Genomic DNA, 21417 nt, shown 5'->3' on the forward strand with positions numbered 1-21417 from the left:
ATGCGTCGCTTTTACATTGCGATCGTCGGCTCCGGCCCGTCGGCATTCTTCGCCGCGGCGTCCCTGTTGAAGGCCGCCGACGCATCGGCGGACTTCGACGTGACGGTCGACATGCTGGAGATGTTGCCGACCCCGTGGGGTTTGGTGCGCTCGGGGGTGGCGCCGGATCATCCCAAGATCAAGTCCGTCAGCAAGCAGTTCGAAAAGACTGCCGATGATCCGCGCTTCCGGTTTTTCGGGAATGTCGCAGTGGGCCAACATATCAGCGTGGACGAGCTGGCCCGGCAGTACGACGCCGTGATCTATGCCGTCGGCGCGCAATCTGATCGGCCGCTCAACATTCCCGGGGAACACCTGGTCGGGAGTGTGGCCGCGGTCGACTTCGTGGGTTGGTACAACGCCCACCCGAACTTCTCACAGATGGCGCCCGACCTGTCCGGGGCGCGGGCTGTCGTGGTCGGCAACGGCAATGTCGCCCTGGACGTGGCACGGATGCTGGTGACCGACCCTGACGTCCTCGCGACCACCGACATCGCCGATCATGCGCTGGAATCGCTGCGACCCTGCGGAGTACGCGAAGTGCTGATCGTGGGCCGGCGCGGCCCGTTGCAGGCCGCGTTCACCACACTGGAGCTTCGCGAATTGGGCGAGCTGGGCGGCGTCGACGTCATCGTCGACCCGGCCCAACTGGCGGTCGACGACGACGATGTCGCCGCGGCGAGCAAGACCGTCAAGAACAACGTGGCCGTGCTGCGTCAATACGCCGCCCGCCAGCCCCATCCCGGCTACCGCCGCATCGTCTTCCACTTCTTGAGCTCGCCCATCGAGATCCGCGGCAACGGCAAAGTCGAGCAGGTCGTGCTGGGCCGCAACGAGCTGGTCCGCGACGACAACGGCGCGGTGGTGGCCAAGGACACCGGCGCACGCGAAACCCTTTCCGCCCAACTCGTCGTCCGAGCGGTCGGTTACCGCGGCGTCCCCACCGCCGGGCTGCCGTTCGACGACCGCAGTGGCACCATCCCCAACACCAACGGCAAGGTCGCGGGCAGCCGCAACGCCTACGTCGTCGGCTGGATAAAACGCGGACCCACCGGGGTTATCGGCACCAACAAAAAAGATTCCCAAGAAACCGTCGACACGCTGCTCAACGACCTGCGTGCCGCCGGAGATTCCGGGCTCACCGAGTTCGGCGCCGACCACGCCGACCAACTCGCCACCTGGCTGGCCGCACGCCGACCGCAACTGGTCACTGCCGCACACTGGAAGCTCATCGACGCCTACGAGCGAAAAGCCGGTCAGTCCTGCGGCAGGCCCCGCGTCAAGCTGTCCACCATTGCCGAAATGCTGCGGGTTGGCCACGATTGACCCGTTCCTCGCACCGTATCGCCCGCCATGAGCTGGAAAGGAAGGCAAAATCCGTGACGTTTGTGATTACCGAACCCTGCATCGACGTTAAAGACAAGAGTTGCATCGACGAATGTCCCGTCGACTGTATCTACGAGGGTCAACGCATGCTCTATATCCAGCCCGACGAGTGCATCGATTGCGGCGCCTGCGAGCCGGTGTGCCCGGTCGAAGCCATCTATGTCGACGAAGACGTCCCGGAGGAGTGGAGTGACTACACCCAGATCAACGCCGACTTCTTCGCCCAGCTCGGCTCTCCCGGCGGCGCAGCCCGGGTCGGAATGACCGACAACGACCCGGACCCGATCAAAAATAAGGACCCCGCAAAGTAGGCGTCACTCATATTGCGAATGTAACTGATTGTGCTACATACACTTCGCCCGCGGTCACTCGCCTCGCCGGCCAGTGCCCGCGCGCCGTACCCTGCTGCGCGCACTGTTGTGTTGTCCGCTCAGCCGGTCCCGGCTGATTCCCGGGCATTAAGGTCGACGCCGTAATGATCACGGTGACAGCCCCGCTGTGGATTGGCGTGGTGTTCGGAATCCTGTTCGGCGGCGTCGGCGAGGTCTGGGGAATCGGTAATCCGGAGACCCTGATCCGGCTCGCCCGTTGGAAAGACCGGTTGTTGGTCGGCTGCCTGGCTATCGCTTGCGCAATCGGGGCTCTCGCCCTCTACGGCCTGTACGCTCTGGGAATTTCCATGCATTTTTCGCCAAAGCCCGTATACGTCGTCGGCGTGGCTATCGGTGGACTGCTGTTCGGTGCGGGCATGGCGGTATCTGGCTACGTCCCGGGTTCCGAATTGATGGCCCTCGGCGAGGGCCGCCGCGACGCGTTGTATGCGTTTCCGGGCGGTGTCCTGGGCGCCGCAGCCTGGACAATGCTGTATCAAACGGCGGCCGGCCGGTGGTTACTACACACCGCTGGCTACGGCGATGTCATCGCATCCGGTTCGGTCCACCACATTCGGCCGGTATTCACACTGCTGATCGCCGCCGTGTACGCGGTTGCACTGCTCGCCGGTACGGCATTTCTTCCTCGCTATTCAGGCGGCCGAAGTTGGGTGATGCAAGCCCGCACCGGACAGATCAGTCCGCGGGATCAGGAATCGATGCGCGACACGGCCGCATATTTGGCAGAAGGCGGGTTGCGGCAGAACTGCTCGAACCGGCTCCACAGCGTGGTGGCGGCCGACGTGCCCGACAGCAACTTCTACTCCCGAATCAAGTTGAGCACCAGTGTCTTTATCGGGTTGCTGGTGGTACTCGCCATTTTCCTGCACCAGATTTTCGGTGAATCCACGACATACTCGTGGTTGGCCGGTCGACTGTTCCTCCCGAGCTTCGATTACAGCAACGTGGCGATCCACAAAGTAGGATGGGAGCCGTTTTCCGACATCGGAACGTTCCTCGGCGCATTGCTTGCCGCGCTCTTCGTGAGCCGGCATTTTCAAGGCTTCCGGCCGGTTATTCCTCCATCCTGGCGCAACCGGTTCGGAAACGGTCCGATCAAGCGGGCACTCGGCAGCTTCGGTGGCACCTTCGTCATGATGTTCGGTGCGCGGATGACCGATGGATGTACCAGTGGGCACCTTCTCAGTGGTGGCGTGCAGATGGCCGCCAGCGCCTGGGTTTTCGCGATCGCGGTCTTCATCGGCATGACCGCGACGGCTCGTTTCGTGTACGGGAACGCGCGTGCAGAAAGATGAAATCGCATGAGAAATGGTTGCGCGTGATCGTTGTGTGCGGCACGGCAGCGACGTGTGCGGTCGCGGCGCTGGTGACCCACAATCGCGCGTCGACGCCGCTGACCCTGGCCCAGGTGGGCATCACGGCCATCATCCCGGTGGGGCTCCTCGCCTACGCCACCATCTCCCTGCAGCCGAAGCGGATATCAAAGCCCGACTCGGCTGACGCAAATCAAACGAGCCGCCCGACAACCGATGCGGACGGCAACGATGCACGGCCAGCAACACCAGGTTGCGAAGGATCGCGGCGCGTTCGGGATGTTCACGCCACAGCGGCGGAGCATCGAGCGGATCGGCAATCTCATCGCCGACACCATGATGCTGACAACCCTGGCCCCGGGACGTGAGCGTTCGAGCCGCCGGCGGCCGCTCACCGGAATTTCCGGCGCCGATATGGTGCTCGACGCGATGGTGCGCGGAGGCCCGGCAAGTGCCGTACTTCATCGCTGGGGAATTGCCGCCGGGCCCTGATATCAGGGCCCCGGCCACGCAGGGTGCGCCACGGTGAACACGATGCGCTTGGCGGCGCTGACCACCGGCGGCGTCGTCGCCGCGGGACCGTTGGGCTTTCTGATCGGACTCTCCCTTGGCGCGCTCGGCGGTGGTGGCTCCATGTTGGCGGTGCCCGCCCTGGTCTACGGGGTGGGCCAGGGGGCCCACGCGGCGACGACGACCTCGCTGTTGGCGGTCGGCGCCACGGCGTTGGTCGGGACGGTTGGCCACTTGCGCGCGGGCCGGGTGCGGATCGTCGCCGGGCTGGTTTTCGGATTGGTCGGCATCGGCGGCTCGGTTCTTGGTTCACTACTCAGCCGTGCAATCCCCAACAGCGTTCTGATGCTTGCGTTTTCCGCGCTGATATTGCTGGCTGCATGGCGCATGCGCGCCCGGGACACCGAGACTCCCTGCCACACCAAGCAATTGACCTCCGCCGCTGCCGACGGCCACCAGCCGACCACCGTCGCTCACCACGCCGGCTCGGATGCGAACGCCAGTGAAGGCGGCGGTCCGCAACGGACAAAGCCGGGAACCGCCTGGCGAGTGGTCGTCGCCGGCAGCGTCGTCGGATTCTTCACCGGATTCTTCGGGGTGGGCGGCGGCTTCGTGATCGTGCCGGCGCTGGTCCTGGCGCTGGGCTACGAGATGCCGCTCGCGGTCGGGACCTCCCTGCTGGTGATCGTCATCAGCTCCGCCGAAGGGCTGGTGGCCCGCCTGCCCGACGCACGGATCGACTGGCGAGTGGCGATCCCGTTCACCGTGGCCGGAATGGTCGGGGTACTCCTCGGCGATGTGATCGCCGGCCGGGTGCCGGCGGACCGATTGACCCGATGGTTCGTGTGGCTCCTCGTCGCTGTCGCCGGGTACACCGCGGTCCAGTCGCTATTGGAGATTTAAACCGATACCCCGACAACCAAGGACAGGAGAAAGCTAGGAGCCCAGCGCCGCGGCCTTCTCCAGTTCGGTCAGCGCATGGTCGATGCCGTCCGCCATCTCGTCGATGTCGTTGGCCACCTCTGGCGTCGTCACGAAGCCGAAGTCGAGGTAGTCCGTGTAGGAGAAACAGGTGATGTTCAAGGCGACGTCCAGCACCGGCGGACCGAGCGGAACCAGCGAATCCAGCTTGGCGCCGGCCAGGTACAGCGGGCAGGGCGGCCCCGGCACGTTGGAAACGACCAGGTTGATGGGGGCCAGGTTTCGCGACAGCCCGCTGGCGGTGTACGCCCGCGCGGCCAGCTGCAGCAGCCCGGGCGGGGTGGTCTCGGTCAGCCCCATGATCTGATGCGCCGAGAGAGCCTTGGCCATCAGCTTGGCGCTCTGCGCGCTCTCGTGGATGACCCGCAGCCGCTCGGCGGGGTCGTCGACGTCGGTGGCCAGCGACACGGTCATCGAGCTGATCTTGTTGCCGACGTCGTCCTTGCTGTCGTCGGTGCGGGTCGACACCGGGATCTGCGCGATCAGCGGCTTGGCCGGCAGCTCGCCGCGCTTTTGCAGATACTCCCGGGCGGCGCCGGCCACCAGCGCGAGCACGACGTCGTTGAGCTTGACGCCGAAGGCGTCCTTGACCGCCTTGGCCCGGGACAGCTCGACGCGGCACCCGGTGATTCGCCGGTGCGGCGACACCGGCGCGTTGAAGCGCGTTTTGGGTGCCTCGAAGAAGCGCGGCGGGCGGCTGCGGACCCCGAGCGCGGCGATCTGCTGGCGCAGCGTCTGCTCCACCAGCCGGGCGATGCGGAACGGCGTCATGACACCGACGTTGATCAGGGCGCCCACCGCACGCCGTTCAAAGCCCGGCGGCTGGAAACCCACCAGCGATCCCACCGTCTCCTGCTGCGGCGGCCGGGGTTCGGGCGTCACGTCCAGCAGGATCTCACCGAGCCCGGCGCCGGAGACCCCGTCGACGATGGCGTGGTGCATCTTGGTCAGCGAGGCGATCCGGCCACCCTCGACGCCCTCGATCACCCACAGCTCCCACAGCGGCCGCGCGCGGTCCAGCTTGTAGGACATCAGCCTGCCCACCAGCTCCTCGAGTTCGCGGCGCCCGCCCGGCGCGGGCACCCCGATGCGGCGGACGTGGAAGTCGATGTCGAGGTCCTCGTCCTCGACGAACCAGGGCCGGTCCAGGCCCAGCGGCGCCCCGGTGACGCGCCAGCGCAGCTGCGGCAGCTCGGGCAGGCGCTCGATGATCAGCTGACGCAGCCGCTGAAAGCTGTACTCCGGCGCACCGCTGGGATCGCAGATCGCCAGTGCGCCGACGTGCATGTGCCAGCCCGCGGTCTCGGCAGACCAGAACGCCGCGTCCACACTCGAAAGCCGTTTCATTCTTCCGACCGTAGCCCTCGGCGTCGAAAACTAAACAGCTATTTTCGACAATTCGTGCGGGGCCGGCCCGCGCCCATCAGGCGTCTTCCAAGAGGTCCGGCGTCACAACCGACTCCGTGTCGGGAATGCCGTCAACCTTGGCCTTGCGGTCGGCCATCGAGAGCAGACGCCGAATACGGCCCGCCACAGCGTCTTTCGTCATCGGGGGGTCGGCCAGCCGGCCGAGCTCCTCCAGCGAGGCCTGCCGGTGCTCCACCCGCAGCTTGCCGGCGGAGGCCAGATGGTCGGGCACGGTGTCGCCGAGGATCTCCAGCGCACGCTCCACCCGGGCGGCCGCGGCGACCGCCGCGCGCGCCGAGCGGCGCAGGTTGGCATCGTCGAAGTTGGCGAGCCGGTTGGCCGTCGCGCGGACCTCGCGCCGCATCCGGCGCTCCTCCCAGACCAGCCGGGTGTCCTGGGCGCCCATGCGGGTCAGCAGCGCGCCGATCGCCTCGCCGTCGCGCACCACCACCCGGTCGGCGCCGCGCACCTCGCGCGCCTTGGCGCTGACCCCGAGCCTGCGCGCCGCGCCCACCAGCGCCAGCGCGGCCTCCGGGCCGGGGCAGCTGACCTCCAGCGCCGACGACCGTCCCGGCTCGGTCAGCGAACCGTGCGCCAGGAACGCCCCGCGCCATGCCGCTTCGGCGTCGGCGACGCTGCCGCCGACCACCTGGGCCGGCAGGCCGCGCACCGGACGCCCCCGGTTGTCGAGCAGGCCGGTCTGGCGCGCCAGCGCCTCGCCGTCGTTGGCCACCCGCAGCACGTAGCGGGTGGTCTTGCGAATCCCGCTGGCCGACAACACATGCACGACGGCGTTGTACCCGTACAGGTCAAAGATGTCCTTGCGCAGGCGCCGCGCGATGTTGCCCAGGTCGACCTCGGCCTCGACGATCACCCGGCCGCCCACGATGTGCAGCCCGCCGGCAAACCTGAGCAACGACGTGACCTCGGCGCGGCGGGCACTGACCGACTGCACGACCAAGCGGCTCAACTCGTCCTTGACTTCGGTCGTCATCGCCACGCGTCGTCACCCCTCGGTCCGTTGCCAGCCGCTCCATCCGCCCCGGTCTGCGGGCGGTCACCGTCGATCCGAATCTCTTCGGTGGCTGTCGCGCTGGGCACCGACGAGTCCTTGTTGCCCACCCGCACTCCGTCCAGGGCGGCCGCGAGCTTGCCCGGGTCATGTAAAGGTGTACCAGGTCTGGACACGTCAGCGAAGTGCACCTGGGCTTGCAGCAATGTCGCCGTGCGGCGCAGATGGTCGCGCTCGCGGTCGCTGGGGACCCGATCGGCGTCGATGATGACGTCGTGGACGGTGAAATCGGGCGCGTGCTGGGCCAGCACGTGCAGATGGCGCTCCACCGAGAAGCCGGCCGTCTCCCCCGGTTCGGCCACCAGATTGAGCACCAGCGCGCGGCGGGCGGTGGTGGAGCGCAGCGCCGCGGCCAGCTCCGGCACCAGCACATGGGGGATCACGCTGGTGAACCACGACCCGGGCCCGAGCACCACCAGGTCGGCGGCCATGATCGCGTCGACGGCCTGCCGGGTCGCCGGCGGGTTGCCGGGCAGCAGCCGGACCCTTCGCACCTTGCCCGGCGTCGTCGCGATGGCCACCTGCCCGCGGATCAGCCGGAACATGCGCGGGTCGGCCTCCAGGCCGGACACGTCGGCCTCGATCTGCAGCGCGATCGGGCACATCGGCAGCACCCTGCCCTTGACGCCGAGGATGCGGCCGAGCTCGTCGAGGGCCGCGACCGGGTCGCCCAGCACCTCGGACAGGCCGGCAAGCATCAGGTTGCCGATGGGGTGCCCGGCCAGGGCACCGCTGCCGCCGAAGCGATGCTGCAGGATGGTCGCCCACAGCCGGCCGTGCGGGCTGTCAGATGCCAACGCCGCCAACGCCATCCGCAGGTCACCCGGAGGCACGATGTCCAGTTCGTTGCGCAGCCGGCCCGACGAGCCACCGTCGTCGGCGACGGTGACCACCGCGGTGACGTGTGGGCTCAGCCGGCGGGCCGCGGACAGCGTCGCGTACAAACCGTGCCCACCGCCCAGCGCGACGATGCTCTGACTGCCCGGCGGGCTTCCTGCCGGGTTCATTCGCGGCCCAGGTCCCGGTGCAGCACCCGCACCGACAGTTGGGCTCCGGTGTTGGGGCCCCGCAGCAGCTGCATCAGCGCCTCGGCGATCGCGACGCTGCGATGCTTGCCGCCGGTGCAGCCGATCGCGACCGTCATGTAGCGCTTGCCCTCCCGGCGGTAGCCGTCGACGACCAGGTTCAGCAGCTGATGGTAGGCGTCGAGGAACTCGGCCGCGCCGGGCTGGGCCAACACGTAGTCGCGCACCGCCGGGTGTTGGCCCGTATGGGGACGCAGCTCGTCGACCCAGTGCGGGTTGGGCAGGAATCGCACGTCCATCACCATGTCGGCGTCCATGGGCAGCCCGTATTTGAACCCGAACGACTCGACGGTGACGCTGATGGACGCGGCGGCGACGCCGCCGAAGGCCCGCTCGATGCTTTCCCGCAGACCCCGCACCGACAGCGTCGAGGTGTCGATGATCAGGTCGGCGCCGGCGCGCACCGGGGCCAGCATCTTGCGTTCGGCGGCGATCCCCTCGGCCAAAGTCTGCTCACCCTGTAGCGGGTGGCTGCGGCGGTTCTGCTCATAGCGGCGCACCAGGGTGGCGTCGGAAGCCTCCAGGAAGACCACCCGCGGGGCGATGTTGCGGGTGGCCAGCTCGGTGCGCACCGAATCCAAATCCCCGGTGAACCCGCGCGACCGGACGTCCATCACGACCGCCAGCTGGGTGATCCTGGACCCGGCGGCCAGACCGAAATCGACCATCCGGGTGATCAGCTGCGGCGGGAGGTTGTCGGCCACGTACCAGCCGAGGTCCTCGAGCACCTTGGCCGCGGTGCCCCGCCCGGCCCCGGACAGCCCGGTCACCAGGACGACGTCGATGCCGGCGGCGGATCCTTCGCTGTGCGGCCCCGGCGGGCTCTGGGCCAGCTCACCCTGCCCGCTCATACCGACTCCTCCGGTTGCGCCGGCCGCAGCGCCTCGAGAACGGCCGTGGCGGTGGCCACGCCGATACCCGGGACGGCCGTGATCTGATCGACGGAGGCCTCCTTGAGGCGGGCGATGGATCCGAAATGCGTTACCAGCGCCTTGCGGCGGTGCTCCCCCAATCCTGGCACCGAATCCAGCACCGATGCGGTCATTCGCTTGGATCGCTTGCTGCGATGGTAGGCGATGGCGAACCGGTGCGCCTCGTCGCGGACCCGCTGGAGCAGGTAGAGGCCCTCGCTGTTGCGCGGCAGGATGATCGGGTCCGGCTCCGACGGCACCCACACCTCTTCCAGGCGCTTGGCCAGGCCGATCACCGCCACGTCGGTGACACCCAGCTCCTCGAGCACGGCGCTGGCCGCGTTGACCTGCGGCGCCCCGCCGTCGACGACGTACAGATTGGGCGGATAGGCGAATCGGCGCGATTTCCCTTCCGGCGAAAGCATATTCGGGTCCTGCTGATCGTTCAGGTGGCGCAGGAACCGGCGGCGGGTCACCTCGGCGATGGAGGCGACGTCGTCGGAGCGGCCCTGCCCGGCCGCTTCCCGGACCGCGAAGTGGCGGTAGTCCGACTTGCGGGGCAGCCCGTCCTCGAACACCACCAACGAGGCCACCACGTCGGTGCCCTGCACGTGGCTGACGTCGACACACTCGATGCGCAGCGGCGCGTCCGCCAGGCCCAGGGCGTCCTGGATGTTCTGCAGCGCAGCGGATCTGGCGTTGAAGTCGCCGGCCCTTTTCAGCTTGTGTTGCTGCAGCGCTTCTTTGGCGTTGCGCTGCACGGTTTCGGCCAGCGCCTTCTTGTCGCCGCGGCGCGGCACCCGCAGGTTGACCCGGGAGCCGCGCAGCCCGGCCAGCCAGCTGGACAGCTGCTCGGCGTTGGACGGCAGGCACGGCACCAGCACCTCGCGCGGCACCGGGTTGGCGGCTTCGTCGGCGGCGCCACCCAGTTCGGCCTGCTCGCCGTAGAACTGGGTCAGGAACTGCTCCACCAGCTGCTCCTCGCCGGAATCATTCGGGTCGCCCGACTTTTCGACGATCCAGCCGCGCTGGCCCCGCACCCTCCCGCCGCGGACGTGGAACACCTGCACCGCGGCTTCCAGCTCGTCGTCGGCGAAGGCGATGACGTCGGCGTCGGTGCCGTCGCCGAATACCACCGCCTGCTTCTCCATGGCCCGCTTCAGCGCGGACAGATCGTCCCGCAGCCGGGCGGCCCGCTCGAAGTCGAGCCGCTCGGCCGCGGCGTTCATCTGCTGCTCCAGCTCGCGGGCGAACCGGTCGGTCTTCCCGGACAGGAAGTCGCAGAAGTCGTCCACGATGCGGCGGTGTTCTTCGGCGCTGACCCTGCCGATGCACGGCGCCGCGCACTTGTCGATGTAGCCGAGCAGGCATGGCCGGTCAATCTGCTTGTGCCGCTTGAACACCCCGCCCGAACAGGTGCGTGCCGGGAAGACCCGGGTGAGCAGGTCCAGCGTCTCGCGGATGGCCCAGGCATGGGAGTACGGCCCGAAATAGCGCACGCCCTTGCGCCGCGGTCCGCGATACACCATCAGGCGCGGAAACTCCTCGCCCAGGGTGACCGCCAGCACCGGGTAGGACTTGTCGTCCCGGTAGCGCACGTTGAAGCGCGGATCGAACTCCTTGATCCAGTTGTATTCGAGCTGCAACGCCTCGACTTCGGTGGTGACCACCGTCCACTCGACCTTGGCCGCGGTGGTCACCATCTGCCGGGTGCGCGGATGCAGGCCGGCGACGTCGGCGAAGTACGACGTCAGCCGGCTCCGCAGGCTCTTGGCCTTGCCGACGTAGATGACTCGCCCGTGCGGGTCCCGGAACCGGTAGACACCCGGCTCGAGCGGGATGGACCCCGGCGCGGGGCGATACGTGGCGGGATCGGGCACCTACCCAGGTTAGTAGCCGCCGTGAGGGCTCCGGGCTCAGTCGTCGATGTGGGTCGGCGGGTCGGCGAAGCCTGGATCGGCGGGCGGCTGGCCGGGGCCCATCTCATCACAGTGCCCGTCGGGCACCAGGAAGGAACTGGCACCGCTGGGGATCAGGCGGGGCACCGCCACGCAACGTTGCCAGGTGCCGTCGGGCTGGACGGGTCCGTCGCACTTGCTGATCACCCCTCCCCCGTACACGCAGCCGGCTTGGGCCGGCGGTGCCGAGGCGACCAGTTCCGCGGCCAGCAGCAGGGCAGTCAGTCCCCCGACGATGCCGCGATTCATGGCTGCCTCCCGCCACTCGACGCCGGGGGCCGTTGCCGCGTGCTCGGGTGCCCACCACCGTCGGCGTCCCACCGGCAACCACCTACGCTACCGCGCACACGTCGATCCGCACGCGGTTTCGCTACGATGCCGACAGCGCGTCACCCGGACATCACCACGGAGTTTTGCGGAGGGGCCACCGTCGAACCGTCGCTAGCCTGGTTGCTCTCACCGCTGCCGGTGCAGACCTTCCTCGACGACATCTGGGGAGCCACGCGCTACCACATCAAACGAGACTGCCCGGGCTACTTCGACGGCCTGCTGCCCGGCCCCTCGGTGGTCGACGGGCTCCTCGATCACCTGCGGGCGGAGCCGTCGGTGCTGTGCCTGGTCAAGGGCGAGCAGAACAGGGACCCCGCCACCTATCGGCGCCCCGACGGCAGCCTGGATCCCGCCGGTGTCCGCGACGGCCACGCCGCCGGTTACACGATCGTCGCCGACAACCTCGAGCGCTACGTGCGCACCATCGGGTCGCTGGCCCACGCGATCGAGGTGGAGCTGAACTTCCCGACCCAGGTCAACGGCTACGTCACGCCACCCCGATCGCGGGGATTCGTGCCGCATTACGACCATCACGACGTGTTGATCCTGCAGATCCAGGGGTCCAAGGTCTGGCATCTCTACGGCGACACCCCGGTGGCGCCGCACGAGATGCAACAGCGCAAGGTCGTCACCGCGGCCGAGCTGCCGGCGCCGACCCACCTGCGTATGGACGCCGGGGACACGCTGTACCTGCCGCGCGGGCAGATCCACGCGGCCGAGACGACCTCGGAGACGTCCGTCCACCTGACCGTCGGGATCCACGCGCCGACCGTGCTCACGCTGATCACCCACGCGCTGCACATGCTCAGCTTCCGCGACGACCGCATCCACGACCGGCTCCCGCCGCGGCATCTCGACGACGCCGGCGTGCGCGCGCGCCTGGGCGAACTCGTGCGCGACATCGTCGAGGGCCCGGACGTCGTCCCGGAAGGACTCGGCGCGATGGAGGACCTTCTGGTCCGGCGCGGCAGGTGCCCACCGGTCGGACGGGGCGCGAGCGCCGCCGGGATCGACGGATACACGCTGGTGGTGAAGCACGAACCGCTCTACTCGCGGGTGGTCACCGGCGCCGGCGGCGTCGCCCTGCAGTTCGCCCAGCTGCTGATCAGCGTCGGCGCCGACCACGAAGCCGCCCTGCGGTTCCTGGCGAAGCGCACCGGGCCGTTCCGGGTCCGCGACCTGCCCGGGCTCACCACGGCCCAGCAAACGGAGCTCGCACGGACGTTGATCGTGACCGGATTCCTCGTCCGCCAACCCGACGACTGACGCGGAGCCGGAATCCGCACGCGCTCGAGTGCGCGGTTGCTGTTCCCGCAAATGCGGAGCCAAATACTCTGAAAAGTCGCCATTGCGGCTTTCTCCGGGCAGGGGCAAGATCGGCTCAGTGACGGTCACGCCGATCTGGATGGCCTCGCCGCCGGAGGTGCATTCGACGCTGCTCAGCAGCGGCCCGGGCCCGGTTTCGTTGCTTGCGGCGGCCGCGGCGTGGAACTCGCTCAGCGCCGAATACGCCTCGACAGCCGACGAACTCGGTGCCGTGCTGGCCGCGGTGCAGGCCGGGGCGTGGCAGGGCCCCAGCGCGGAGTCCTACGTGGCCGCGCACGTGCCGTACCTGGCGTGGTTGCTGCAGGCCAGTGCCGACAGCGCGGCGACGGCCGCCCAGCACGAGGCCGCGGCCGCGGCCTACACCGCCGCCCTGACGGCCATGCCCTCGCTGGCCGAGCTGGCCGCCAACCACGCCGTCCACGCGGTTCTGCTGGCGACGAACTTCTTCGGGGTCAACGCCATTCCGATCGCGCTCAACGAGGCCGACTACGCGCGGATGTGGGTCCAGGCGGCCACCACCATGGCGACGTATCAGGCGGTGTCGGGCGCCGCGGTGTCGTCGACGCCGCGCCCCGCCCCGGCACCGCAGATACAGAAGTCCGCCGCCAACAGCTCCTCGTCAAACCAGGACAGCGGGCCACGACCCAATCAGTTGAGCTGGTGGACGACCCGGGCCCAAGAGGTGGCCAACGCCATCGGGCAGGACTTGTCGGGGTTTCCGTCCAACCCCGCCGCGGCGATCACCCGCTTGGAAACCGATCCCCTACTCGTCAGCGAACTTCCACACTGGGAAGGCGAAGCCATCAACACGTTCGCGCCGCAACTGCAGCAGCTCACGCAGGTGGTGGAGGCACTGGGCATCGCGCCGCTGCCGACTCCGGCGTTCGCCGGGCTGGCGGGGTTGGCCGGGCTGGCCCAGCCGGCCGCCGCCGCGCCGGCCGTCGTCGCCCCCGCGCCGGTGGGCGCGCCGGCCCCGGCCACGCCGGCTCCGGTGGTCGGGGTGGTCCCGACCACCCCCACGCCCGCCCCGGTGCCGGCCCCGGCACCCGCGGCCATGCCGGCGCCGACCCCCACGAGCGGCGCCGCTGGGCCGCCGGCGCCGCCACCGGCACCGCCACCCACCGTCCACGCCTTCAGCCACCCCTACGTGGTCGGTCCGCCCGGGGGCGCCGCGGGCTCGCCGATGAGAGTGCGGCCCCCCGCCGTCGCCAGGGCGGCCGAACCCGCCGCCGCGGCCGCCGCGGCCGCGGACGTGCCCGAGTTGGCGCGCCGACGCGGGCGGCGGGGAACCAAGGTGATCGACCGCGGATTCCGCCATGAGTATCCGGAATTGGAGTCCACCGCCGCGGCGCTGGCGTCGGCGGCGGGCGCGGGCGCCGCGGGATTCGCCGGCACCTCGCAGCGGGCCGACGCCGCCGAGGCGGCCGGACTGGCCACGCTGACCGGCGACTCGCCGGGCACCGGCCCGGGCATGCCGATGCTGCCTCGCAGCTGGGATGCCGACGACTGACCCGGCGCCGGCGCCGGCCCGCGCACTGCGGTGCTGGGCCGGAATGCGTTGCGGCGAGGCGGCTTGGCCGGCCTACCGCGTCCTGCGCGCCGGCCGTGCCGGGCTCACCGGCCGGGTTGGTACCGGGCCACCAGGGACCGCACGGTGTCCATGGCCGCCACGGCGCGCTCCTTGTCGACGGCCTGGATCGCCATCACCGGGATGTACTCGTCGTCGGGCAGGTCGATCCGCGCCCAGCGACTGCCCGGCGGAAACGACACGTCGACCACGTCCGGCCACGGGATCAGCCGATCGCCCAACAGGTTACGCACCGAGAGCCCGGCCGCGCCCACCCGCAGCCGCGGCCGCGCGAACAACAGCACGACACCGCCGATGACCAGGCCCAGCGCCGCCATCGCGACCTGGTCGGCCGTCTGGAATATCACCCCGGTGGATTTGATCTTGAGTAGCAGGCCCACCGCGATGTGCGCGGCGGCGATCAGGAAGGCCGCGGAGTAGACGAAGGGCAGCGTGCGATGCGGGCGCAGCACGACGTCCCAGTCGTCGTGGTCCGGTGCGTCGGTCACGACCGGGCGCGCAGGTCACGCAGCGTCAGGGCGGTGGTCAGGGCGGCCGCGGTCGCCTGGGCGCCCTTGTCCTCCGACGAGGAGGGCAGCCCGGCCCGGTCGAGCGCCTGCGCCTCGGTGTTGGTGGTCAGCACCCCGTTGGCGATCGGGGTCGAGGCGTCCAGCGCGACCCGGGTCAGCCCCTGGGTCACCGCGTCGCAGACATAGTCGAAATGCGGTGTCTCACCGCGGATCACGACGCCCAGGGCGATCACCGCATCGTGGTTGCGGGCAAGCTCCTGGGCCACCACCGGGATCTCGATGGCCCCGGTCACGCGGACCACCGTCGGGCTGTCGATGCCGGAATCGGAGGCCACCTTGCGGGCCCCCGCCAGCAGCGCATCGCAGATCGTGCTGTGCCAGGTGCTCGCCACGATCGCCAGCCGCAGCTGCGACGCGTCCAGCGCGGGCACCTCCGGCACACCGGCGGCGGGACTCATACGCGGCTCACAGGGCACCACCGAATTCCCCTGGCAGATGCACGGATTCGTGGAAGTAGTCGTCGAGGCCGGCCAGATCGTGGCCCATCCGGTCCCGCTTGGTCATCAGGTAGCGAATGTTCTCGGCGTTGGCCCGCACCGGAAGCGGGACCCGCTCGATGATGTGCAACCCGTACCCGTCCAGGCCGACCCGTTTGGCGGGGTTGTTGGTCAGCAGCCGCATCGAGCGCACGCCGAGGTCGACCAGGATCTGCGCGCCGATGCCGTAATCCCTTGCATCGGCCGGCAACCCGAGTTTCAGGTTGGCGTCCACGGTGTCCTCGCCGGCGTCCTGCAGCTGGTAGGCCTGCAGCTTGTGCATCAGGCCGATGCCGCGGCCCTCGTGACCGCGCATGTAGAGCACCACGCCCCGGCCCTCGCGGGCGACCATGGCCATCGCGGCGTCGAGCTGCGGGCCGCAGTCGCAGCGGCGCGAGCCGAACACGTCGCCGGTCAGGCATTCGGAGTGCACGCGGACCAGCACGTCGTCGCCGTCGGCGTTGGGGCCGGCGATCTCGCCGCGGACCAGCGCCACGTGTTCGACGTCCTCGTAGATGCTGCTGTAGCCGATCGCGCGAAACTCGCCGTGCCGGGTCGGGATCCGCGCCTCGGCGATGCGCTCGATGTGCTTCTCGTGCTTGCGCCGCCACTCGATCAGGTCGGCGATAGTGATCAGCGCGAGGTTGTGCTCGTCGGCGAAGACCCGCAGCTCGTCGGTCTGGGCCATCGCGCCCTCGTCCTTCTGGCTGACGATCTCGCAGATCGCGCCGGCGGGCCGCAGTCCCGCCATCCGGGCGAGGTCGACGGCGGCCTCCGTGTGGCCGGGCCGACGCAGCACGCCACCGTCCTTGGCGCGCAACGGGACAACGTGACCCGGGCGGGTGAAGTCGGTGGCGGCGCTGTCCGGGTCGGCCAGCAGCCGCATGGTGGTGGCCCGATCCGATGCCGAAATACCGGTTCCCACACCGTTTTTCGCATCGACGGTGACGGTGTATGCCGTCCCGTGCTTGTCCTGGTTCACCGCGTACATCGGCAACAGGCCGAGCCGGTCGCAGATCGCGCCGTCCAACGGCACACACAGGTAGCCCGAGGTGTAGCGGACCATGAACGCCACCAGCTCCGGAGTCGCCTTCTCGGCGGCGAAGATCAGGTCGCCCTCGTTCTCGCGGTCCTCGTCATCGATGACGACGACGGCCTTACCGGCCGCAATGTCGGCTACCGCCCTTTCGACGGAGTCCAACCTCGTCATCGCTGCTACCTTGCTGTCGTGCGGCCCCAGGGGGAGCCCTATTGTTGCATTCAGTATGAACCACCGCGCGGGACCGACCACTACGTGGACATCAACCGCTCAACATATTTGGCGATGACGTCGGCCTCGAGGTTGACCCGCGCCCCCACCGGTGCGCGGCCCAGCGTGGTCAGCTCGCGGGTCGTGGGGATGAGGGACACCTCGAACCAGTCCTGCTGTTCGGCGCCCAGGCCCGAGACCGTCAGGGAGATGCCGTCGACGGTGATCGACCCCTTCTCGACGACATAGCGGGCCAACGCCGCGGGGACCGCGATCCGGACCACCTCCCAGTGCTCGGAGGGGGTGCGCGCGACCACCTGCCCGGTGCCGTCGACATGGCCCTGCACGATGTGGCCGCCGAGCCGGCTGTTGACAGCGGCGGCCCGTTCCAGGTTGACGCGGCTGCCCACCTCGAGGTCGCCCAGGTTGGAGCGGTTCAGGGTTTCGGCCATCACGTCGGCGGTGAACTGGCCGTCGGCCAGCAGCTCGGCGACCGTCAGGCAGACGCCGTTGACGGCGATCGAGTCGCCGTGCCCGGCGTCGGCGGTGACGACGGGCCCGCGGATGGTCAGGCGCGCGGCGTCGGACAGGACATCGCGGCCGGTCACCTCCCCGAGTTCCTCGACAATTCCGGTGAACATCGCCCCAGGCTAATGGCTGCAGACGCGAGCCCACACCCCACTGGTACACCGGCCACGGCACCGCCACCCTCTACGATGCAGGGTATGCAGACCCGCCGCCTGTTGGGCGCCCTCGCATCCCTGGGCATCGCCGCCGCCCTGATCGCCGGCTGTTCGTCGGGATCCAAGCCGAGCGGCGGGCCGCTGCCGGACGCAAACACCCTGATCAAGCAGTCCGCGCAGACCACCAAAAACGTCAAGAGCGCCCACCTGGTGCTGACCGTGACCGGCAAGGTCCCGGGGATGCCGATCAAGAACCTGACCGGTGACCTCACCACGACGCCGGCCACCGCCGCGAGCGGAAACACGACGATCACGCTCGGCGGCTCGGACATCAATGCCGACTTCATCGTCGTCGACGGGACCCTGTATGCCACGCTGACGCCCAACAAATGGAGCGATTTCGGCAAAGCCTCCGACATCTACGACGTCTCGGTGATCCTCAACCCGGACACCGGCCTGGCCAACGCGCTGTCGAACTTCAGCGACGCCAAGGCCGAGGGCCGCGACACCATCGACGGGCAGACCACCATCCGGATCAGCGGCAACGTCACCGCCGACGCGGTCAACAAGATCGCCCCGCCGTTCGGCGCGTCGGGCCCGGTCCCGGCGACGATCTGGATCCAGGAGAACGGCGAGCATGAGCTGGTGCGGGCCAACCTGCAGAAGAGCAAGGGCAACGCGGTGCAGATGACGCTTTCGAAGTGGGGCGAGACCGTTCAGGTCAGCAAGCCCCCGGTGAGCTCGTGAGCACATCGGTCGGGCGCCGGGTCGCCATCAGCGCAGGCAGCCTGGCGGTGTTGCTGGGCGCCCTGGACGCCTACGTCGTGATCACGATCATGCGCGACATCATGCGCGACGTCGGGATCCCCATCAACCAGCTGCAGCGGATCACCTGGATCATCACGATGTACCTGCTGGGCTACATCGCCGCCATGCCCCTGCTGGGCCGGGCTTCCGACCGGTTCGGCCGCAAGCTGGTCCTGCAGATCAGCCTGGCCCTGTTCATCGTCGGTTCCGTGGTCACCGCGCTGGCCGGACACTGGGGCGACTTCCACATGCTGATCGCCGGCCGCACCATCCAGGGTGTGGCCAGCGGGGCGCTGCTGCCGGTCACCCTGGCCCTGGGCGCCGACCTGTGGGCGCAACGCAACCGCGCCGGTGTGCTGGGCGGCATCGGCGCGGCCCAGGAACTCGGCAGCGTGCTGGGCCCCCTGTACGGCATCTTCATCGTCTGGTTGTTCCACGACTGGCGCGACGTGTTCTGGATCAACGTCCCGCTCACCCTGATCGCGATGGCGATGATCCAGTTCAGCCTGCCGCCGCACCAACGCGTGCAGAATCCCGAACGGATCGACCTGGTCGGTGGGGTGCTGCTCGCCGTCACCCTGGGCCTGGCGATCATCGGGCTGTACAACCCCCAACCCGACGGCCAACACGTGTTGCCCTCCTACGGGCCGCCGCTGGTCATCGCGGCAGTCGTGGTCGCGGTGCTCTTCCTGCTCTGGGAACGCTTCTCGCGGACCCGGCTGATCGAACCGGAAGGAGTGCACTTCCGACCCTTCCTGGCCGCGCTGGCCACTTGGTTGGCCGCGGGCGCAGCCTTGATGGTGACCCTGGTCAACGTGGAACTGTTCGGCCAGGGCGTGCTGCAAATGGACCAGGCGCAGGCCGCCGGGCTGTTGCTGTGGTTCCTCATCGCGCTGCCGATCGGGGCGGTGCTGGGCGGGTGGATCGCCACCCGGGCCGGCGACCGTGCGATCGCGTTCCTGGGCCTGATGATCGCCGCCTACGGCTACTGGCTGATCCACTACTGGCGCCAGGACGTGATGCAGCAGCGGCACGACATTCTCGGTTTGTTCCACGTGCCGGTGTTGCATGCCGACCTGCTGGTGGCCGGGCTTGGGCTCGGCCTGGTGATCGGGCCACTGACCTCTGCGGCGCTTCGGGTCGTCCCACCCTCCCAGCACGGCATCGCCTCAGCGGCCGTCGTGGTGGCCCGGCAAACGGGGATGCTGATAGGCGTGGCGGCGCTGAGCGCCTGGGGCCTGTACGAGTTCAACCGGATCGTCGCGGGGTTGACGGCCCAGATCCCACCCGATGCGACCCTCTTCCAGCGGGTGGCCGCCCAGGCGACGCTGTACCTGCAGGCGTTCGCGGAGATGTACGGCAAGATCTTCGAAGCCACCAGCTTCATCTGCGTGGTCGGAGCGCTGCTGGGCCTGCTGGTTGGTGGCCGCACGGAGCAGGCCGAGGAACCTGAGGTCAGCGAGGAACAGGCCGTCGCCCCCACGAAGGGTTAGCCGGGTTAGCGGTCAGTCGCCGCGCGGCACCAGACTCAGCAGCAGATCGGGTCCCGCCCGGTCGATCCCGTCGAACTGCCAGCGCAGCGCCCGCGCGATGCTCGGCACCCCCACGTCGTCGACCGCGGTGACGGGTCCACCCAGCAGGATCGGCGCCAGGTAGACGAGGATTCGGTTGACCAGCCCGGCCCGCAGGAACGCGCCGGCCAGCGTGGGGCCCCCCTCCAGCAGCACGTCGGTGCGGTCCGACACCGCCTTGAGCACCTCCATCGGGTCGTGGGTGCGAATCAGCATGGTGCGCGAGTCGTCGTTGAGCACCTTCGCCTCCGACGGCAGGGCGCGCATGCCCACCACCACCCGCAGCGGTTGCCGCCGCGCCAACGTGCCGTCGGGGGCCCGCGCGGTGAGCGCGGGGTCGTCGGACAGCACCGTGCCGGTGCCGACCACGATCGTGTCGGCGGTGGCGCGGCGGCGATGCAGGTCCAGGCGAGAGGCGTCGCTGGAGATCCACCGGCTCGTTCCATCGGCGGCGGCGCTGCGCCCGTCGACGCTGCTGGCGTACTTCCAGGTCACGTGCGGCAACCCGGTGCGCTGCTTATAGAGCCATTCGCGCAGCGGCCCGCCCGCCACCTGATCGGCCAGCACGCCGGACTGCACCTGCACGCCGGCCGCCTGCAGCCGGCCCGCACCACCCCCGGCGATCCCGTTCGGATCGGTGACCGCGTAGACCACCGCGCCCACCCGCGCCTCGACGAGGGCGTTCACGCACGGCGGGGTCTTCCCGAAGTGGTTGCACGGCTCGAGCGTCACCACCGCGATGCCGCCGGCCGCCAGTCCGCCGGCCCGGCGCAGCGCCACCACCTCGGCGTGGTCGCCCCCGGCCGGCTCGGTCGCGCCGACGCCGACGACATGGCCCTCGCGGTCGATGATCACGGCCCCGACCGGCGGGTTCGGGTAGGTGTTGCCCTTGACCAGATAGGACTGCTCGATCGCCAGCCGCATGGCCTCGTCGAGGTTCTTGACCTGTTCGCCGCTCATGAGTTCTTCGGCGTGCGCAGGTGCGAGGACGCGGCGCCGGCCCGCTGCCGCAGTGCCTCCAGCGCGGCCTCCGGGTCGTCGGCGCCGTACACCGCCGAACCCGCGACAAAGCAGTCGACGCCGGCCTCGGCGGCCTGCTCGATCGTGTCCTCGTTGATGCCGCCGTCGATCTCGAGCAGGATGGCCAACTCCCCCGCGTCGACCATCTTGCGCACCGCGCGCACCTTCCCGAGCACCTCGGGGATGAACCGCTGACCGCCGAATCCCGGCTCCACCGACATGATGAGGAGCGTGTCGAAGTGCGGCAGGATCTCCAGGTAGGGATCCAGCGGCGTTTTCGGCTTGACGCCGATGCCCGCCTTGGCGCCGGCGGCGCGGATGTCGCGGGCCACCCCGACCGGGTTGTCGGTGGCCTCGGCGTGGAACGTCACGTTGTGCGCGCCGGCCTCGGCGTACGGGGGCGCCCAGCGATCGGGATTGTCGATCATCAGGTGGCAGTCCATCGGGATGGTGGTGGCGGCCAGCAGGTGTTCCACGACCGGCAGGCCGATCGTGAGGTTCGGGACGAAGTGGTTGTCCATCACGTCGACGTGCAACCAGTCGGCGCCGGGCACGGCCGCCGCCTCGTCGGCGAGCCGCGCGAAATCGGCGGCCAGGATCGACGGTGCGATCCAGGGCCTTTCGGACTGTCCCGTGAAGCGAGGCATGAGCGACAGATTACGCAGCCTCGCGCTCGCTCTCACGTCAGCCCGCGCAGCGCGGCGGCGGCCGGGTCGTCTTGTCGCCGCCGCGCTACCCCGCCTC

The 21417-nt window shown here is 69.3% G+C and carries 21 protein-coding genes; 9 read left to right on the forward strand and 12 right to left on the reverse strand.

Annotated elements, in window-relative coordinates; all coding sequences use genetic code 11:
- The 5 genes from AB8998_RS18200 (at position 1) to AB8998_RS18220 (ending at position 4543) form a co-directional block, all read left to right on the forward strand.
- Entirely contained in the window at positions 1 to 1365 is a 1365-nt protein-coding gene (locus tag AB8998_RS18200) for an FAD-dependent oxidoreductase (protein WP_369739153.1), read from the forward strand.
- Positions 1366 to 1418: 53 nt separating this feature from the next.
- Entirely contained in the window at positions 1419 to 1736 is a 318-nt protein-coding gene (gene fdxA, locus AB8998_RS18205) for a ferredoxin (RefSeq protein ID WP_369739154.1), read from the forward strand.
- Between the two features lie 164 nt (positions 1737 to 1900).
- A complete protein-coding gene (locus AB8998_RS18210) occupies positions 1901 to 3112 on the forward strand; it encodes a YeeE/YedE thiosulfate transporter family protein (protein ID WP_369739155.1) in 1212 nt (403 codons plus the stop codon).
- Positions 3113 to 3346: 234 nt separating this feature from the next.
- Positions 3347 to 3622, forward strand: a complete 276-nt coding sequence (locus AB8998_RS18215) for a DUF2892 domain-containing protein (protein ID WP_369739156.1) — start codon at positions 3347 to 3349, stop codon at positions 3620 to 3622.
- A 42-nt stretch (positions 3623 to 3664) separates the two neighbouring features.
- A complete protein-coding gene (locus tag AB8998_RS18220; protein ID WP_369741640.1) occupies positions 3665 to 4543 on the forward strand; it encodes a sulfite exporter TauE/SafE family protein in 879 nt (292 codons plus the stop codon).
- 33 nt (positions 4544 to 4576) lie between these two features.
- Here AB8998_RS18220 and AB8998_RS18225 read toward each other — a convergent pair whose 3' ends face one another.
- From AB8998_RS18225 to AB8998_RS18250, 6 genes are all read right to left on the reverse strand, one after another.
- Positions 4577 to 5968: a WS/DGAT/MGAT family O-acyltransferase gene (locus tag AB8998_RS18225; protein ID WP_369739157.1), complete on the reverse strand. Its 1392-nt coding sequence runs from the start codon at positions 5966 to 5968 to the stop codon at positions 4577 to 4579.
- A 76-nt stretch (positions 5969 to 6044) separates the two neighbouring features.
- Complete coding sequence (gene whiA, locus AB8998_RS18230) at positions 6045 to 7022, reverse strand: DNA-binding protein WhiA (RefSeq protein WP_369739158.1); 978 nt, start codon at positions 7020 to 7022, stop codon at positions 6045 to 6047.
- Positions 7019 to 8107, reverse strand: coding sequence for a YvcK family protein (locus tag AB8998_RS18235; protein ID WP_369739159.1), 1089 nt, complete (start codon positions 8105 to 8107; stop codon positions 7019 to 7021). Before AB8998_RS18235 ends, whiA begins: the two co-directional genes overlap by 4 nt.
- A complete protein-coding gene (gene rapZ, locus AB8998_RS18240) occupies positions 8104 to 9036 on the reverse strand; it encodes an RNase adapter RapZ (RefSeq protein ID WP_369739160.1) in 933 nt (310 codons plus the stop codon). Before rapZ ends, AB8998_RS18235 begins: the two co-directional genes overlap by 4 nt.
- Complete coding sequence (uvrC, locus tag AB8998_RS18245; RefSeq protein ID WP_369739161.1) at positions 9033 to 10976, reverse strand: excinuclease ABC subunit UvrC; 1944 nt, start codon at positions 10974 to 10976, stop codon at positions 9033 to 9035. Before uvrC ends, rapZ begins: the two co-directional genes overlap by 4 nt.
- A gap of 36 nt (positions 10977 to 11012) precedes the next feature.
- Positions 11013 to 11303, reverse strand: a complete 291-nt coding sequence (locus tag AB8998_RS18250) for a CDGP domain-containing protein (RefSeq protein ID WP_369741641.1) — start codon at positions 11301 to 11303, stop codon at positions 11013 to 11015.
- A gap of 126 nt (positions 11304 to 11429) precedes the next feature.
- Between AB8998_RS18250 and AB8998_RS18255 the strand changes: the two genes are divergently transcribed.
- A complete protein-coding gene (locus AB8998_RS18255; RefSeq protein WP_369739162.1) occupies positions 11430 to 12650 on the forward strand; it encodes a cupin domain-containing protein in 1221 nt (406 codons plus the stop codon).
- A 139-nt stretch (positions 12651 to 12789) separates the two neighbouring features.
- On the forward strand, positions 12790 to 14220 hold the full coding sequence (locus tag AB8998_RS18260; protein WP_369741642.1) for a PPE family protein: 1431 nt from the start codon (positions 12790 to 12792) through the stop codon (positions 14218 to 14220).
- A gap of 104 nt (positions 14221 to 14324) precedes the next feature.
- Here the strand turns inward: AB8998_RS18260 and AB8998_RS18265 are convergent, their stop codons facing one another.
- The 4 genes from AB8998_RS18265 to AB8998_RS18280 all read right to left on the reverse strand — a co-directional run bounded on the left by AB8998_RS18265 (position 14325) and on the right by AB8998_RS18280 (position 17233).
- Positions 14325 to 14786 (reverse strand): PH domain-containing protein, encoded by a 462-nt coding sequence (locus AB8998_RS18265; protein WP_369739163.1) that lies wholly within the window; start codon positions 14784 to 14786, stop codon positions 14325 to 14327.
- A complete protein-coding gene (gene ribH, locus AB8998_RS18270) occupies positions 14783 to 15265 on the reverse strand; it encodes a 6,7-dimethyl-8-ribityllumazine synthase (protein WP_369739164.1) in 483 nt (160 codons plus the stop codon). The genes AB8998_RS18265 and ribH overlap by 4 nt, the downstream gene beginning before the upstream one ends.
- 7 nt (positions 15266 to 15272) lie before the next feature.
- Entirely contained in the window at positions 15273 to 16553 is a 1281-nt protein-coding gene (locus AB8998_RS18275; RefSeq protein ID WP_369739165.1) for a bifunctional 3,4-dihydroxy-2-butanone-4-phosphate synthase/GTP cyclohydrolase II, read from the reverse strand.
- Positions 16554 to 16633: 80 nt separating this feature from the next.
- A complete protein-coding gene (locus AB8998_RS18280) occupies positions 16634 to 17233 on the reverse strand; it encodes a riboflavin synthase (protein WP_369739166.1) in 600 nt (199 codons plus the stop codon).
- Positions 17234 to 17317: 84 nt separating this feature from the next.
- On the opposite strand from AB8998_RS18280, the gene AB8998_RS18285 reads away from it, so the two are divergent.
- Together AB8998_RS18285 and AB8998_RS18290 are read left to right on the forward strand one after the other, a co-directional pair.
- The gene (locus AB8998_RS18285; protein WP_369739167.1) at positions 17318 to 18022 is read left to right on the forward strand and encodes an LppX_LprAFG lipoprotein; all 705 of its coding nucleotides are present in this window, start codon (positions 17318 to 17320) and stop codon (positions 18020 to 18022) included.
- Positions 18019 to 19575 carry an MFS transporter gene (locus AB8998_RS18290; protein ID WP_369739168.1) on the forward strand — a complete coding sequence of 519 codons (1557 nt, stop codon included), beginning with the start codon at positions 18019 to 18021 and terminating at the stop codon, positions 19573 to 19575. The genes AB8998_RS18285 and AB8998_RS18290 overlap by 4 nt, the downstream gene beginning before the upstream one ends.
- A gap of 12 nt (positions 19576 to 19587) precedes the next feature.
- Here AB8998_RS18290 and ribD read toward each other — a convergent pair whose 3' ends face one another.
- Positions 19588 to 20613 carry a bifunctional diaminohydroxyphosphoribosylaminopyrimidine deaminase/5-amino-6-(5-phosphoribosylamino)uracil reductase RibD gene (gene ribD, locus AB8998_RS18295; protein ID WP_369739169.1) on the reverse strand — a complete coding sequence of 342 codons (1026 nt, stop codon included), beginning with the start codon at positions 20611 to 20613 and terminating at the stop codon, positions 19588 to 19590.
- Positions 20610 to 21320, reverse strand: a complete 711-nt coding sequence (gene rpe, locus AB8998_RS18300) for a ribulose-phosphate 3-epimerase (protein ID WP_369739170.1) — start codon at positions 21318 to 21320, stop codon at positions 20610 to 20612. The genes ribD and rpe overlap by 4 nt, the downstream gene beginning before the upstream one ends.
- Positions 21321 to 21417: the final 97 nt, after the last annotated feature.

Origin of the sequence: Mycobacterium sp. HUMS_12744610, assembly GCF_041206865.1 — a bacterium.
Classification (GTDB): Bacteria; Actinomycetota; Actinomycetes; order Mycobacteriales; family Mycobacteriaceae; genus Mycobacterium; species Mycobacterium servetii.